Annotated in this window: 18 protein-coding genes; 17 read left to right on the forward strand and 1 reads right to left on the reverse strand. The window is 74.8% G+C overall.

The genetic code is table 11. The features are described from left to right. Positions 1-2: 2 nt before the first annotated feature. The 3 genes from O2W16_RS11300 to O2W16_RS11310 are packed head-to-tail and all read left to right on the forward strand — an operon-like array spanning position 3 to position 3,266. Positions 3-1,097 (forward strand): amidohydrolase family protein, encoded by a 1,095-nt coding sequence (locus O2W16_RS11300; protein ID WP_269158919.1) that lies wholly within the window; start codon positions 3-5, stop codon positions 1,095-1,097. A 47-nt stretch (positions 1,098-1,144) separates the two neighbouring features. Next, positions 1,145-2,893 (forward strand): proline--tRNA ligase, encoded by a 1,749-nt coding sequence (locus tag O2W16_RS11305; protein WP_269158920.1) that lies wholly within the window; start codon positions 1,145-1,147, stop codon positions 2,891-2,893. A 7-nt stretch (positions 2,894-2,900) separates the two neighbouring features. Continuing rightward, positions 2,901-3,266, forward strand: a complete 366-nt coding sequence (locus O2W16_RS11310) for a ribonuclease E inhibitor RraB (RefSeq protein WP_269158921.1) — start codon at positions 2,901-2,903, stop codon at positions 3,264-3,266. Here O2W16_RS11310 and O2W16_RS11315 read toward each other — a convergent pair. Beyond that, a complete protein-coding gene (locus O2W16_RS11315; RefSeq protein WP_269158922.1) occupies positions 3,200-3,634 on the reverse strand; it encodes a VOC family protein in 435 nt (144 codons plus the stop codon). The genes O2W16_RS11310 and O2W16_RS11315 overlap by 67 nt on opposite strands. Positions 3,635-3,788: 154 nt before the next feature. Between O2W16_RS11315 and rpsP the strand changes: the two genes are divergently transcribed. The 14 genes from rpsP to O2W16_RS11385 all read left to right on the forward strand — a co-directional run bounded on the left by rpsP (position 3,789) and on the right by O2W16_RS11385 (position 14,559). Next, the gene (gene rpsP, locus O2W16_RS11320; protein WP_269158923.1) at positions 3,789-4,316 is read left to right on the forward strand and encodes a 30S ribosomal protein S16; all 528 of its coding nucleotides are present in this window, start codon (positions 3,789-3,791) and stop codon (positions 4,314-4,316) included. A gap of 3 nt (positions 4,317-4,319) precedes the next feature. Beyond that, entirely contained in the window at positions 4,320-4,556 is a 237-nt protein-coding gene (locus tag O2W16_RS11325; RefSeq protein WP_014742367.1) for an RNA-binding protein, read from the forward strand. Positions 4,557-4,603: 47 nt separating this feature from the next. Next, positions 4,604-5,116: a ribosome maturation factor RimM gene (gene rimM, locus O2W16_RS11330; RefSeq protein WP_269158924.1), complete on the forward strand. Its 513-nt coding sequence runs from the start codon at positions 4,604-4,606 to the stop codon at positions 5,114-5,116. Beyond that, the gene (trmD, locus tag O2W16_RS11335; protein ID WP_269158925.1) at positions 5,113-5,859 is read left to right on the forward strand and encodes a tRNA (guanosine(37)-N1)-methyltransferase TrmD; all 747 of its coding nucleotides are present in this window, start codon (positions 5,113-5,115) and stop codon (positions 5,857-5,859) included. Before rimM ends, trmD begins: the two co-directional genes overlap by 4 nt. Continuing rightward, complete coding sequence (locus O2W16_RS11340) at positions 5,856-6,356, forward strand: NUDIX hydrolase (RefSeq protein ID WP_269158926.1); 501 nt, start codon at positions 5,856-5,858, stop codon at positions 6,354-6,356. The genes trmD and O2W16_RS11340 overlap by 4 nt, the downstream gene beginning before the upstream one ends. Positions 6,357-6,516: 160 nt before the next feature. Beyond that, complete coding sequence (rplS, locus tag O2W16_RS11345; protein WP_269158927.1) at positions 6,517-6,873, forward strand: 50S ribosomal protein L19; 357 nt, start codon at positions 6,517-6,519, stop codon at positions 6,871-6,873. Between the two features lie 135 nt (positions 6,874-7,008). Further along, positions 7,009-8,070 (forward strand): signal peptidase I, encoded by a 1,062-nt coding sequence (gene lepB / locus O2W16_RS11350; protein WP_269158928.1) that lies wholly within the window; start codon positions 7,009-7,011, stop codon positions 8,068-8,070. A gap of 184 nt (positions 8,071-8,254) precedes the next feature. Then, positions 8,255-8,965: a response regulator transcription factor gene (locus tag O2W16_RS11355; protein ID WP_269158929.1), complete on the forward strand. Its 711-nt coding sequence runs from the start codon at positions 8,255-8,257 to the stop codon at positions 8,963-8,965. 235 nt (positions 8,966-9,200) lie between these two features. Next, the gene (locus O2W16_RS11360) at positions 9,201-9,965 is read left to right on the forward strand and encodes a ribonuclease HII (protein WP_269158930.1); all 765 of its coding nucleotides are present in this window, start codon (positions 9,201-9,203) and stop codon (positions 9,963-9,965) included. Continuing rightward, positions 9,962-10,282 carry a DUF2469 domain-containing protein gene (locus O2W16_RS11365; RefSeq protein WP_036339823.1) on the forward strand — a complete coding sequence of 107 codons (321 nt, stop codon included), beginning with the start codon at positions 9,962-9,964 and terminating at the stop codon, positions 10,280-10,282. Before O2W16_RS11360 ends, O2W16_RS11365 begins: the two co-directional genes overlap by 4 nt. Positions 10,283-10,415: 133 nt before the next feature. Further along, positions 10,416-10,796 (forward strand): YraN family protein, encoded by a 381-nt coding sequence (locus O2W16_RS11370; RefSeq protein ID WP_269158931.1) that lies wholly within the window; start codon positions 10,416-10,418, stop codon positions 10,794-10,796. Continuing rightward, complete coding sequence (locus O2W16_RS11375) at positions 10,796-12,316, forward strand: YifB family Mg chelatase-like AAA ATPase (RefSeq protein ID WP_269158932.1); 1,521 nt, start codon at positions 10,796-10,798, stop codon at positions 12,314-12,316. Before O2W16_RS11370 ends, O2W16_RS11375 begins: the two co-directional genes overlap by 1 nt. Beyond that, positions 12,313-13,518: a DNA-processing protein DprA gene (gene dprA / locus O2W16_RS11380; RefSeq protein WP_269158933.1), complete on the forward strand. Its 1,206-nt coding sequence runs from the start codon at positions 12,313-12,315 to the stop codon at positions 13,516-13,518. The genes O2W16_RS11375 and dprA overlap by 4 nt, the downstream gene beginning before the upstream one ends. 81 nt (positions 13,519-13,599) lie before the next feature. After that, a complete protein-coding gene (locus O2W16_RS11385) occupies positions 13,600-14,559 on the forward strand; it encodes a tyrosine recombinase XerC (RefSeq protein WP_269158934.1) in 960 nt (319 codons plus the stop codon). The last annotated feature ends 7 nt before the right edge of the window (positions 14,560-14,566 follow it).

A 14,566-nucleotide genomic window follows, 5' to 3' on the forward strand; every position in this document is an offset into this window, starting at 1 on the left:
CGGTGACCACCGCTGTCGCGCCTGTCCTGCACCTGTCCGGCGTCGTCCTCCCCGAGGGCGAGCACCGCGATCTCTGGGTCAGCGAGGGGCGGATCACCTTCCAGCCGGTCTCCGGCGCCGAGACGGTCAGCCGCGGTGGCTTCCTGCTGCCCGGCCTGGTCGACGCGCACTGCCACGTCGGCATCGGCGGAGGTGGGGTGCACGCGACCGGGGTCGAGGACCTGCGCGAGCAGGCGCTCCAGGAGCGGGCCGCCGGGGTCCTGGCGTTGCGCGACTGCGGGTCCCCGGTCGACACCCGGGTGCTCGACGAGCACCCGGACCTGCCCCGCGTCATCCGCGCCGGCCGGCACATCGCGGCACCCCGCCGCTACATCCCCGGGCTCGCGGTGGAGCGGGAGTCGGCCGACCTCGTGGCCGAGGTGCGGGTGCAGGCCCAGCGCGGCGACGGCTGGGTGAAGCTGGTGGGTGACTGGATCGACCGCGGCGTCGGTGACCTCGCGCCGGAGTGGCCGGACGACGTGCTGGCCGCGGCGATCGCCGCCGCTCACGAGGAGGGCGCCCGGGTCACCGCGCACACCTTCGGCACCGACGCGCTGCCCGGGCTGATCGGTGCGGGGATCGACTGCATCGAGCACGGCACCGGGCTGACCGAGGAGCTGGTGGGGGAGATGGCCCGCCGGGGCACGGCCGTCGTCCCCACGCTCGTGAACGTGGAGAACTTCCCCGGCTTCGCCGCCGCGGGGGAGGCCAAGTTCCCCTCCTACGCCTCCACGATGCGGCGGCTGTACGCGAGCTCCGGAGCCGTGGTGCGCGCGGCGTTCGAGGCCGGCGTCCCCGTGTTAGCCGGCACCGACGCCGGCGGGGGGATCGACCACGGCGTCATCGCCGACGAGATCCGGGCGCTGCACGCTGCCGGGCTCCCCGCCGAGGCCGCGCTGGCCGCCGGCTCCTGGGGTGCACGCGAGTGGCTGGGCCTGCCGGGCATCGCCGAGGGGGCCCCGGCCGACCTGGTGGTCTACGAGGCCGACCCACGGGCCGACCTCGACACGTTGCAGCGACCGCAGCGGATGGTCCTCCGCGGCGTCGTCGTCGCCTGAGCCAAACCGATGGACGGCGTCCCGCGGACGCCTGGGAGACTCCTCCCGTGCTCCTTCGGATGTCCTCCCTGTTCCTGCGCACCCTGCGTGACGACCCCGCCGACGCCGAGGTCCCCAGCCACCGGCTGCTCGCTCGGGGCGGCTACATCCGGCGGGCTGCGCCGGGTGGCTTCACCTGGCTGCCGCTGGGCTGGCGGGTGTTCCGGAACGTCGAGCGCGTCGTCCGCGAGGAGATGGACGCGATGGGCGCCCAGGAGGTGCACTTCCCGGCGCTGCTGCCGCGGGAGCCCTACGAGGCGACCGGCCGCTGGACCGAGTACGGGCCCAACCTCTTCCGGCTCAAGGACCGGCGGGGCAACGACTTCCTGCTCGGCCCCACCCACGAGGAGATGTTCACGCTCCTGGTGAAGGACCTCTACGGGTCCTACAAGGACCTGCCGGTCTCGCTCTACCAGATCCAGACCAAGTACCGGGACGAGGCGCGGCCCCGGGCCGGGCTGTTCCGCGGCCGCGAGTTCACCATGAAGGACAGCTACTCCTTCGACGTGGACGATGCCGGGCTGGACGCCTCCTACGCCGCGCACCGCGCCGCCTACATCCGGATCTTCGACCGGCTGGGCCTGGACTACGTGATCGTCTCGGCGATGTCCGGTGCGATGGGCGGGTCCAAGAGCGAGGAGTTCCTGCACCCGACGTCGATCGGCGAGGACACCTTCGTCCGCTCACCCGGCGGGTACGCGGCGAACGTCGAGGCCGTCTCGACCGTCGTCCCCGAGTCGATCCCGTTCGACGGACTGCCCGAGGCGCACGTCGAGGACACCCCCGACACCCCGACCATCGAGACGCTGGTCGCGGCGGCGAACGAGCTGTTCCCCGAGGCCGGGCACACCGGCGCCTCGACGCTGAAGAACGTCGTCGTCACCCTGGTGCACCCCGACGGCACCCGCGAGCCGCTGGTGATCGGCCTGCCCGGCGACCGCGAGGTCGACACCAAGCGCCTGGAGGCGCAGCTCGCCCCGGCCGAGGTCGAGCCGTTCACCGACTTCGCCGCCCACCCCGACCTGGTCAAGGGCTACATCGGGCCGCAGGTCCTCGGTGCGGAGGGGAAGTCCGGCATCCGGTTCCTGGTCGACCCCCGCGTCGTCCCCGGCTCCCGGTGGATCACCGGGGCCAACGAGCCCGGCAAGCACGTGTTCGACCTCGTCGCCGGCCGTGACTTCAGCTGGGACGGCGTCATCGAGGCCGCCGAGGTGCTGCCCGGTGACCCCGCCCCCGACGGCTCCGGGCCGCTCGAGCTCGCCCGCGGCGTGGAGATGGGGCACATCTTCCAGCTGGGCCGCAAGTACGCCGAGGCGCTCGACCTCAAGGTGCTCGACGAGAACGGCAAGCTGGTGACCGTCACCATGGGCTCCTACGGCGTCGGGGTCTCCCGTGCGGTGGCCGCGATCGCCGAGTCCACGCACGACGAGCTGGGCCTGGTGTGGCCCCGGGAGATCGCGCCGGCCGACGTGCACCTGGTCGCCACCGGCAAGGACGCCGCAGTGTTCGAGGCGGCGCAGTCGCTGGCCGAGGAGCTGGTCGCCGCCGGGCTGACCGTGCTCTACGACGACCGGCCGAAGGTCTCGCCCGGGGTCAAGTTCAAGGACGCCGAGCTGCTCGGCATGCCGACGATCGTGACGGTCGGGCGCGGTCTGGCCGAGGGCGTCATCGAGGTGCGGGACCGGGCCACCGGTGAGCGCACCGAGGTGCCGGTCGCCGAGGCTGCCGGCGCCGTGCTCGCCGCCGTCCGCGGCTGACCCCGTCGTGCGCAGCGACCTGGGTTCCCAGCTCCGGCGCACGACCGAAACGGTCGAGGCCAACCTCGGCCACGGCGACCAGGTGCACGCGCCCCGGCCGATCGACCACCTGGCCGCCTTCCGGTCCCGGTCGGCGGCCACCGCGGCCGGGGAGGAGCTCACCGCCGCCGGCTACCGGGTCGACGGGCTGTACCGCCGGCTGTTCACGGTCTGGCTCGAGTTCAGCGCGATGACCGCGGTCGACCACGGGACGGCGGCCGCCTTCACCCGGGAGGTCGTGGGCATCGTCGACCGGCACGGTGGCCGCTACGACGGCTGGGGCGGCTTCCTGGTGCCCCCCGGGGGCGCCGAGGGGACGAGCTCCACCTCGTAGCCGTCGGCGTCCTCCAGGTAGGCGGCCCGGTGCTCCGGGCCGCCGGCGAAGGGATGCCGGTCGGGGAAGAGCAGTCGCCAGCCGTGCGCGGGCGCCTCGGCGACCAGCGCGTCCAGGTCGCCGTCCACCCAGAACGCCAGGTGGTTGAGGCCGGGGGCTCGTCGCTCGTGCTGGTCACCGGTGAGCGCCGGTGACTGTTCCACCACCACGTACGTGCCGTCCTCGCCCCAGCGCCACGACCGCCCCCGATCCCACTCCTGGAACGGCACGGCGCCGAGTGCGGTGAGCAGCCACCCCCAGGAGGCCTCGGCGCGGCCCAGGTCCGGCACCCACAGCTCCACGTGGTGCAGCGGTCCGGTGCTGGGCATCGCGTTCCTCCTGGCGTCTGGCATCATGGTCTGTCGAACACGGCGGTGGGCGGCCCTCTCACCATCCCCGCCCGTGTCCAGCGCTCCGCCCCGGCGTACCCCCACGCGTCCGTCCGGCGAGCAACCACACACGTTCGAGGAGCACACCACACTCGTGGCCACCAAGATCAAGCTCATGCGCCTGGGCAAGATGCGCGCGCCGTACTACCGCATCGTCGTCGCCGACGCCCGCACCAAGCGGGACGGTCGTTCGATCGAGACGATCGGCAAGTACCACCCGAAGGAGGACCCGTCCTTCATCGAGGTCGACGGCGAGCGCGCCGCCTACTGGCTCGGCGTCGGCGCCCAGCCGACCGAGGCCGTGCGGGCCATCCTCCGGGTGACCGGCGACTGGCAGAAGTTCAAGGGCGAGCCGGCTCCGGCCCCCATGAAGGTCGCGGCCCCCAAGGCCGACAAGAAGGCCATCTACGAGGAGGCCGCGCGGGCCGCCATGAACGAGCCGTCCGCCGAGGCCACCACGCCGAAGAAGAAGGCCGCTCCCAAGGCCGCGGCTGCTGACGCCCCCCAGGCTGCTGCCGCAGAGCAGGAGGCGCCCGCCGCCGAGGCGGCGCCCGCAACCGAGGCCCCGGCAGCCGAGCCGGCTGCGGCTGAGCCCGCCGCGGCCGAGAAGACCGCCGAGTAAGACGTGCTCGAAGAAGCGCTCGAACACCTGGTCAAGGGCATCGTCGACAACCCCGACGACGTCGTGGTCGACCTGGTCAACGGCCGGCGCGGCAAGACCCTCGAGGTCCGGGTGCACCCCGACGACCTCGGCAAGGTCATCGGCCGTGGCGGGCGCACCGCCAAGGCGCTGCGCCAGGTGATGACCGGTGTCGGTGGGCGCGGCCTGCGGGTCGACGTCGTCGACACCGACGGGCGCTGAGCACTCCCGGCGCCTCCGGCGCCACCCCGCAGTCCACCGACACCGTGGTGGTCGGCCGCATCGGCCGACCCCACGGTGTCCGTGGTCAGGTGACCGTCGAGGTGCGCACCGACGACCCCGACCTGCGGTTCACCCCGGGTGCCACGCTGCTCACCGAGCCCGCCACGCGCGGGCCGCTGACCATCGAGGCAGCCCGCTGGCACAGCGGCACGCTGCTGCTCACCCTGCTGATGCCGGACGGCACCGTGGTCGCCGACCGCGAGGCGGCCGACGCGTTGCGGAACACGATGCTCCTGGTGCCGGTCGCGGCCCTGCCGGAGCTGGAGGACCCCGACTCGTTCTACGACCACCAGCTGGTCGGGCTGGCCGCTGTGCTGCCCGACGGCTCCCCGGTCGGTGAGGTGACCGGCGTCCGGCACGAGGGCACCGAGCTGCTCGTGCTGCGCCGTCCCGAGGGCGGCGAGCTCCTGGTGCCGTTCGTGGCCGCGATCGTCCCCACCGTCGACCTCGCCGCCGGTCGGCTGGTCATCGACCCGCCCGAGGGGCTGCTCGACCTGTGACGTTCCAGATCGACGTCCTGACGATCTTCCCCGAGTACCTCGCCCCGCTGGGCCAGTCGCTGCTGGGCAAGGCGGCGGCCAGGGGCCTGGTCTCCGTCGGCGTCCACGACCTGCGGCAGTGGACCGACGACGTCCACCGCACGGTCGACGACTCGCCCTACGGCGGGGGGCCGGGCATGGTCATGCGCCCGGAGCCCTGGGGGAGGGCGCTGGAGGCCGTGCGTCCTCCCGGCACCCGGCTCGTCGTCCCCACGCCGGCCGGCCGCCCGTTCACCCAGGCGGTCGCCGCCCAGTGGGCCACCGAGCCCGGGCTGGTCTTCGCCTGCGGCCGCTACGAGGGGATCGACCAGCGGGTCGCCGACTGGGCCGCCGAGGGCGGCCCGGTCTCCGAGGTCTCGATCGGCGACTACGTGCTCGCCGGTGGGGAGTCTGCGGTGCTGGTGATGGTCGAGGCGGTCACCCGGCTGCTGCCGGGGGTCGTGGGCAACGCCGAGTCCGTCGAGTTCGACTCGCACGCCGACGGGCTGCTGGAGGGCCCGTCCTACACCCGCCCGGGGAGCTGGCGCGGGCACGAGGTGCCGCCGGTGCTGCTCTCCGGTGACCACGCGGCGATCGCCCGCTGGCGGCGCGCCGAGTCGCTGCGCCGCACCGCCGACCGCCGTCCCGACCTGCTCGCCGGGCTGCCGGACGGGGCGCTGACCGCCGCGGACCGGACGGCGCTGGACGCGGACCCCCAGGCGTGACCCCCGGCGTCTGGGTCCGCCCGTCGGCCCGGGTGCTGGTGCTCGACCGCCGGCAGCGGGTGCTGCTGTTCGGTGGGCGCGGGCTGCAGCCGCGCAGCGGACCCGGCGACGTGGAGTACTGGTTCACCCCCGGCGGTGGCGTCGAGGACGGCGAGGACCTGCGGGCGGCGGCCGTGCGGGAGCTGGCCGAGGAGACCGCCCTGCTGGTCGACCCGGCCGTGCTGGAGGGCCCGGTGTGGCTCCGCCGCTGGCAGGGCCGGTGGGGCGACACCCTGCTGGACTCCCGGGAGACCTTCTTCGTGCTGCGCGACGTGGTCCACGACGTCGACGTGAGCGGACGCACCGAGCTCGAACGGCAGCTGGACGAGCCGCACCGGTGGTGGTCGTTGGACGAGATCGCCGACAGCACGGAGACGTTCGCGCCCCGGGACCTCGCGGCGGCGCTGCCGAGAGTGCTCCACGGCCTGTGGACAGGGCCGCCACGCATCATCGACTGAAGGTGTGGCACAGTAGTGAGCTGCTGCAGGCCGTCGGTTCACCCCGACGGTGGCTCCGCACCCGGACCGGGTCGTGGAGCGCAGCCACCCGGTACGGATGCACCGGGACACCGCTGCCCGTACCACGACGACTTTCCCGCTAGGACTGAGGACTGCTGCGATGAACACCCTGGACGCCCTCGACGCCGCGTCGCTGCGCGACGACATCCCCACCTTCCGGCCCGGGGACACCGTGAAGGTGCACGTGCGGGTCATCGAGGGCACCCGCGCGCGTGTCCAGGTCTTCCAGGGCGTGATCATCCGTCGCCAGGGTGGCGGGATCCGCGAGACCTTCACCGTCCGCAAGGTCAGCTTCGGCGTCGGCGTGGAGCGCACCTTCCCGGTGCACACCCCGGTCGTGGAGAAGATCGAGGTGCTCACCCGCGGTGACGTCCGCCGGGCCAAGCTGTACTACCTCCGCGAGCTGCGCGGCAAGGCAGCCAAGATCAAGGAGAAGCGCGAGGTCGTCAACCGCTGACCTCCAGCGATTCCACGACCGGGCCGGCTGCACTCGCAGCCGGCCCGGTCGCGTTCGTGGGGCTGTCCGTACCGCCGCCCCGGCCGCTGAGCGGTTCACCGGACGCGCCGGACGGCGGACCGTACGCTGGTGCCGATGAGCACGCACGGGCCCGCTGAAGCCGCTGACGCCGGCGATGCCGGGCGTCCCTCCGCCGACCAGAACACCACCGCCGCCGACGCAACGGCCCCGACCGGGTCGGCGGCCGCCGGCCGGGGCCGCCGCCGCGAGCAGGCCACGAAGGGGTCCCTGCTGCGCGAGCTGCCGGTGCTGCTGGTCATCGCCTTCGTGCTCGCCCTGCTGGTGAAGACCTTCCTGGTGCAGGCGTTCTTCATCCCGTCGGGCTCGATGGAGCAGACGCTGCACGGCTGCACCGGCTGCACCGGCGACCGGGTGCTGGTCAACAAGGTGCCCTACTGGTTCGGCGAGCCCGAGCCGGGCGACATCGTGGTGTTCCAGGGGCCGGACACCTGGTCCCCGGAGATCGCCGTGGAGGAGCCCACCAACTGGTTCACCGGTGCTGCCCTGACCCTGGGCCGGGCGATCGGCGTGGCCCCGCCCAGCGAGGACGACTACGTCAAGCGGGTCATCGCCACCGAGGGCCAGACCGTCGAGTGCTGCGACCCGCAGGGGCGGGTCCTGGTCGACGGTGAGCCGCTCGACGAGCCCTACATCTACCAGGACTCCCCGCTGAACACCGGTGGATCAGGTGGGCGGGAGTTCCGGCCGGTCACCGTGCCCGAGGGGCGGCTCTGGGTGATGGGCGACCACCGCTCGGCCTCGGCCGACTCCAAGCAGCACATGGACGACCAGTACGCCGGCACCATCGCCGTCGACGACGTCATCGGCAAGGCGGCCCTGGTCGTGTGGCCGCTGGACCGCTTCACCCTGCTGGACAGCCCCGACATCCAGCCGGGCCAGGTCGAAGCGGCGGGCGCCGTCGGGCCGGAGCCGACACCGGTCCAGGACACCGCAGCGCTGGCGGCCCCCTACCTGCTGGGGCTCGGTGGCGCTCTGCCGCTCACCGCCTGGCGCCGGCGGCACCGTTCCCGCGGCGCCCGGCTGACCGGGCCGTCCCGTCGTCCGCCGCGCACCGGCTGGCGCCGGGTCCGGCGCCCGGCTCAGACCCGGCCCGGCCGGGAGTCGCAGACCGACTGAACCGGGGGCTCACGGGAGGTGGTCGTCGAGCCGCCGCGCCGTGGGTGCACCGCCCAGCTGTCCCGCTGGGTTCGGCATGATCTGTGCGCGTTTCGGCACTCTTCTCGAGAAGTTGCTCAAGCTCTCCGTTCACTCGTCCGATGGACAAGCAGAGAGTCACCGGACTTCGAACGGAGAGTCACCCGTGTCTACCCCCCTGGCCAGCACCCCCCGCGGCGTCACCCGCGTCCTGATCCTCGCCGACGCCCCGGTCCTGCGCCGTGGGCTGGTCGGCATGATCAACGAGACCGCCGGCATGCAGGCGGTGGGCACCCCGGGGGAGCCGCGTCGCGCGCTGACCCTGGCCGAGTCCGCCCGCCCGGACGCGGTGGTGGTGGAGCTGGGCACCGGCCGGGCGGCCACCCTGAACGCCGTCCGGGACCTGCGTCGCCGGTTCCCGCAGCTGGCCGTGGTGGCGCTGGCGACCTCGGAGGACCCGGGTGTGGTGAACGAGGCGCTGGCGGCCGGGGTGCGCAGCTACCTGCTGATGAACACCTCCCCGACGCTGCTGGGCTGGGCGGTGCTGGCTGCGCGGGCCGGGCGCACGGTGGTGGACCCGCAGATCCGTCGCGGTGAGGGGGCGGCGGAGCAGGTGTCGCGGGAGCTGACCCCGGAGGTGCCGTTGACCCGCCGGGAGTCCGACGTGCTGGACGAGCTGATCCAGGGGCAGTCGAACCGGGCGATCGGGAAGAACCTGTTCATCTCCGAGGACACGGTGAAGTCCCACGTGAAGGCGATCCTGCGCAAGCTGGGTGCCCGGGACCGGGCGCACGCGGTCTCCCTGGTGCTCTCGGCGCGCAACCCGGGCTGCTCCTGCGGGGCCCACCGGCTCACCGAGGCCACCGCCGAGGTGTGACCTCCACCGGTACGACCACGGTCCGCGCCCCCGAGGGCCCGGGCCGGATGGACCGCCGGAACGGACTCCGCTCCGGCAAGGCCGGTCGGGCCGGCGTCCGCGCCGCTGACCAGCCGCCCCGAGCCGGTCCCTGTTCCCCCAGGGATCGGCTCGTGGTGCGTTCCCAGGGTCCGACCGGCCCGGACTCGCCGGGGGTCCTCCAGGGGGCGGCGGGGCGACGTAGGGTCGGCAGGCGATGGCCGCTCGACCTGGTGCTGCAGACCCCACCGACGACCTCTGGGCGATGGAGCGATCGCTCCGCCGCCGGGGGTTCGCCGCCATCGCCGGTGCGGACGAGGCCGGCCGCGGCGCCTGCGCCGGTCCGCTCGTGGCCGCGGCGTGCGTGCTCCCCGCCGGTCGCCGCGGGCGGGTGCCCGGGCTGGCCGACTCCAAGCTCCTCAACGCCGCCACGCGGGAGGAGGTCTACGCCGAGGTCGTCGACCGCGCCGTCTGCTGGTCGGTGGTCGCCATCCCGGTCGGTGAGCTCGACGCGCGCGGCATGCACGTGACCAACATCGAGGCGTTGCGCCGCGCCGTCCGGGTGCTGGAGCCCTGCCCCGACTACGTGCTCACCGACGGCTTCCCGGTCAGCGGCCTGTCCCAGCCGTCGCTCGCGGTGTGGAAGGGGGATCGGGTGGCGGCCTGCGTGGCAGCCGCCTCCGTGCTGGCCAAGGTCACCCGGGACCGGACGATGCTGGAGCTGGACGGGCGCTTCCCGCAGTACGGCTTCGCCGAGCACAAGGGCTACATCACCGATGCGCACAGCGCCGCCCTCGACGACCACGGGCCCTGCCCGGAGCACCGGATGCGCTTCGTCAACGTCGCGCGGGCCCGGGCCGCACACGCCGCCCGGACGCCACCCCTGCCGGTGGTGGGGGGCATGCACGATGATGGACCGGTGCCGCCCGGAGCCCCGGCCGCGGCACTGATGTCCCCGGCACCTATGGAGCACGCGCGATGAGCACCGAGGACCTCGAGAAGTACGAGACCGAGATGGAGCTGCAGCTCTATCGCGAGTACAAGGACATCGTCCGCCAGTTCTCCTACGTCGTGGAGACCGAGCGGCGCTTCTACCTGGCCAACAGCGTCGACCTGCAGGTGCGTGACGCCGGGGGAGAGGTGTTCTTCGAGCTCACCCTCTCCGACGCCTGGGTGTGGGACATGTACCGCCCGGCCCGGTTCGTGAAGAACGTCCGGGTGGTGACGTTCAAGGACGTCAACGTGGAGGAACTCGACAAGCCGGACCTGGAGCTCCCGGACAACCCGCGCCTGCCCTGATCCACCTCCCCCTCCCCGGGGACACCGGCCGGCGCTGAGGCGGGTGCGCCGGCCGCCGTCCACAGCGGTGTCCTCCGTCCACAGACCGGGGCAGGCCCTGGTCCGGCCGGCCCGCGGCGGCGACGGTCGACGGGTGCCGAATCCGCAGAAGTCCCCGCCCGGCCACCGCGCCGCCCTCGGCGCCTACGGCGAACGGGTCGCCGTCCGGGCGCTCATCGACGCCGGCTTCCAGGTCCTCGACCGCAACTGGCGCTGCCGCGACGGCGAGCTCGACGTCGTCGCCCGAGACGGTCAGGCGCTGGTGTTCTGCGAGGTGAAGACCCGCACCGGCACCGGCTTCGGGCACCCGGCCGAGGCGGTGACCGCCGGCAAGCGCCGCCGGCTGCGGGTGCTCGCCCGTGCCTGGCTGGCGGCCCACGACCAGCACGCCCCGGACCTGCGCTTCGACGTCGTCGGGGTGCACGTCCCGTCCTCCGGGCCGGCCCGGGTGACACACCTGCGGAACGCGTTCTGATGGCGCTCGCGCAGACCTGGTCGGTGGGGTTGGCCGGCGTCCAGGGGGCGATGGTCGAGGTGGAGGTCGACCTGGCGCCGGGGGTGCCGACCGTGGCGCTGGTCGGGCTGCCCGACGCCGTCGTGCGCCAGTCGGTGGACCGGGTGCGGGCCGCGCTGCTCAACAGCGGGCACGAGTTCCCGTTGCGCCGGGTGACCATCGGGCTGTCGCCGGCGGCGATGCCCAAGCAGGGCAGCGGGTTCGACCTCGCCCTGGCCGTCGCCGTCCTCGCCGGTGCGCGGGTGGTGCCCGCGGACGCCGTCCGGGAGCTGGTGCTGCTGGGGGAGCTCGGGCTGGACGGGTCGTTGCGCGCGGTCCGTGGGGTGCTGCCGGCCGTGCTGGCCGCCGCGCGCGCCGGTCATCGCGAGGTGGTGGTGCCGCAGGAGAACGCCGACGAGGCAGGCCTGGTCGAGGGCATCGCCGTCCTGGCGGCCGGCAGCCTGCGCCAGGTGGTCGCCCACCTCGCCGGGAAGGCGCCCCTCCTGCCGCACGTCCGGGCAGCGGCGTCCCCGGCGCCACCGGGGCCCGACCTGGCCGACGTGGTGGGGCAGGCCGCAGGACGCCGGGCGGTCGAGGTGGCCGCCGCCGGTGGCCACCACCTGTTCCTCAGCGGCCCGCCGGGCGCCGGCAAGACCATGCTCGCCGAACGGCTGCCCGGGCTGCTGCCCCCGCTGGACGAGCACGCCGCCCTCGAGGTGACCGCCATCGCCTCCATCGCCGGCACCCTCCCGCCCGGCGCCCCGCTGGTGACCCGGCCGACGTTCGAGGCGCCGCACCACTCGGCGACGATGGCCGCGCTGGTCGGCGGCGGCTCCGGCCAGATCCGCCCGGGTGCCCTGTGCCGCGCCCATCGGGGCGTGCTGTTCCTGGACGAGGCGCCGGAGTTCCCCCGGTCGGTGCTGGACACGCTGCGCCAGCCGCTGGAACGCGGGACGGTGACCATCCACCGGGCCAACGGCTCGGCGACGTTCCCGTGCCGGGCGCAGCTGGTCCTGGCCGCCAACCCCTGCCCCTGTGCCAGCGCGGCCGGTGACACGGCCTGCACCTGCAGTGCCCTGGAACGGCGGCGCTACCAGTCGCGGTTGTCCGGGCCGCTGCTGGACCGGATCGACCTGCGCGTGACTCTGCCGCCGGTGACCCGGGCCGCCTGGCTGGACGGCCTGGGCGCGCCGGAGTCGACCGCCGCCGTCGCCGCGCGGGTGCAGGGCGCACGGGCGGTGGCGGCCGAGCGGCTGGCCGGCAGCGGCCTGGCGCTCAACAGCCAGGTCCCGGGGCGGCTGCTCCGGGAGCGCTGGCCGGTGCCGCGCGCGGCGCTCGCGCTGGCGGAGCGGGCGCTGGAGCGCGGGTCGATCTCGGTGCGCGGCTTCGACCGGGTGGTGCGGGTCGCCTGGACGCTGGCCGACCTCGCCGGCCTGGCCGTGCCCGGCACCGACCAGGTGGCCGAGGCGCTGGGCATGCGGCTGCAGCGGGCGGCGGCATGAGCGGGGACGTCGACCCGGAGGTCCGGCGGGCGCGGGCGTGGTTGTCCCGGGCCGTGGAGCCGGGTTCGGTGGCGGCCTGGCGGTTCGTCGAGCAGTCGGGTCCGGTCGCCGCGGCCGCCGCGCTGCAGGCCGGTGCGGCCCCGTCCGAGGTCCAGGCGGTGGCCGGGGCCCGGGCGGGAGAGGACACCAGCCTGGAGGACCTGCACCGGGCGGACCGGTGCGGGGGCCGGCTGGTCGTGCCCGAGGACCCGGAGTGGCCGGCGCTGCCGCTGCACTGCCTGACGCTGGCCACCGAGGACGGGCGCGGGCTGGTGGACGGCCGGCAGCCGGACCGCACGCGCACGCTGGTGCCGCCGCTGGCGTTGTGGGTGCGCGGCGCAGCGTCGCTGACCGGGCTGGTCGACCGGTCGGTCGCGCTGGTGGGGTCGCGCGCCTCGACGGCCTACGGGGAGCACGTGGCCGGTGAGCTGGCGCACGGGCTGGGGGAGCGGGGTTGGACGACCGTCTCCGGTGGCGCGTTCGGCATCGACGCCGCGGCACATCGAGGTGCGCTGGCCGCTGAGGCGCCGACCGTCGCCGTCCTGGCGTGTGGGGTCGACCGGGTGTACCCCGGTGCGCACTCGGCGCTGTTCGCCCGGGTCCTCGACGAGGGGCTGCTGGTCAGCGAGTGGCCGCCGGGCTGCGCGCCGCTGCGGCACCGGTTCCTGGTGCGCAACCGGCTGATCGCCGCCCTCACCCGGGGCACCGTGGTGGTCGAGGCGGCCGCCCGCTCCGGCGCCCAGGCCACCGCCAACCGGGCGCGGGAGCTCGGCAAGGCGGTGATGGCCGTTCCCGGCCCGGTGACCAGCGCGATGTCGGTGGGGTGTCACCAGCTCCTGCGGGAGGTCGAGCGCCCCGTGGCGCTGGTGACCTCGGCGGCCGAGGTGCTGGAGGCGGTGGGCCGGGTGGGGGAGGACCTGGCTCCACCGGTGGAGCGGGCGAGCGCACCGGGTGACTCGCTGTCCGACGTCGCCCGGCGGGTGCTGGACGCCTGCCCGGTCCGGGTCGGTGTGCCGCCGGAACGGCTGGCCGCGGTCGCGGGGTGCTCGGTGGTCGACGTGCTGCGGGTGCTGCCGGCGCTGGAGCTCGCCGACCTCGTCGAGTGGACCGGCACCGGCTGGCGGGTGCGTCGGCAGTCGAGGAAGGGTGAGCCGGCCGGGTGACGTCGTCTGCCGGGAGATCGCGACCCCCGGTCTGCGGCGCGCCCGGTTGACCGGCCCGCTCCGCCGACGGACGCTGCGCCCATGGCCACCGGGACCGCAGAGCTGCGCGCTGCCCTGCCGCCGGCGCTCGAGGAGTCCCTGGCGGGCTGGGAGGAGCACCTGCGCCTCCAGCGGGACCTCTCCGAGCACACCGTCCGCGCCTACGTCGGCGACGTCGTCTCGCTGCTGGACCACCTGGCCCGGCGCAGCGGCCGGACGGTCGCCGACCTGGACCTCGCCACGCTGCGCAGCTGGCTGGCCCACGGACGGACCCGGGGGGACAGCCGGTCCACCACTGCGCGCCGGGCCGCGTCGGCGCGGTCGTTCACCGCCCACCTGCGCCGCAGCGGGCAGGTGGCCGAGGACGTCGGGCTGCGACTGGCCAGCCCGCGCGCGCACCGCACGTTGCCCGGGGTGCTCGGCGCCGACCAGGCCCGGACGGTGCTCGAGGAGGCGGCGCGCCCGTCTGCCGAGGAGGAGACCCCGGCCGAGGCGGCGCTGCGGTCGCGCAACGTCCTCGTCCTCGAGCTGCTCTACGCCACCGGGATGCGCGTCGGCGAGCTCGTCGGGCTCGACGTCGACGACGTGGACCGCGGCCGCCGCCTGCTGCGGGTGCTGGGGAAGGGCCGCAAGGAGCGCAGTGTGCCCTTCGGCGCCCCGGCGTCCGACGCCCTCGAGGCGTGGTTGGCCCGCGGTCGCCCGGTGCTGGCGACGAGCAGCAGCGGCCCCGCGCTCCTCCTCGGCGTGCGCGGCGGCCGGCTGGACCCGCGGGAGGCGCGCCGGGTGGTGCACGTGGCCGTCGCCGCCGCGCCGGGGACCCCGGACATCGGCCCGCACGGGCTGCGCCACTCGGCGGCAACGCACGTGCTGGAGGGCGGCGCGGACCTGCGCAGCGTCCAGGAGCTGCTGGGCCACGCTAGCCTCGCCACGACGCAGGTCTACACGCACGTGACCGTCGAGCGGCTCCGGGCGGTCCACGCCCGCGCCCATCCCCGGGCATGAGGACGGC

It is taken from the genome of Modestobacter sp. VKM Ac-2984 (genome assembly GCF_026967985.1).
Taxonomy (GTDB): Bacteria; Actinomycetota; Actinomycetes; order Mycobacteriales; family Geodermatophilaceae; genus Modestobacter.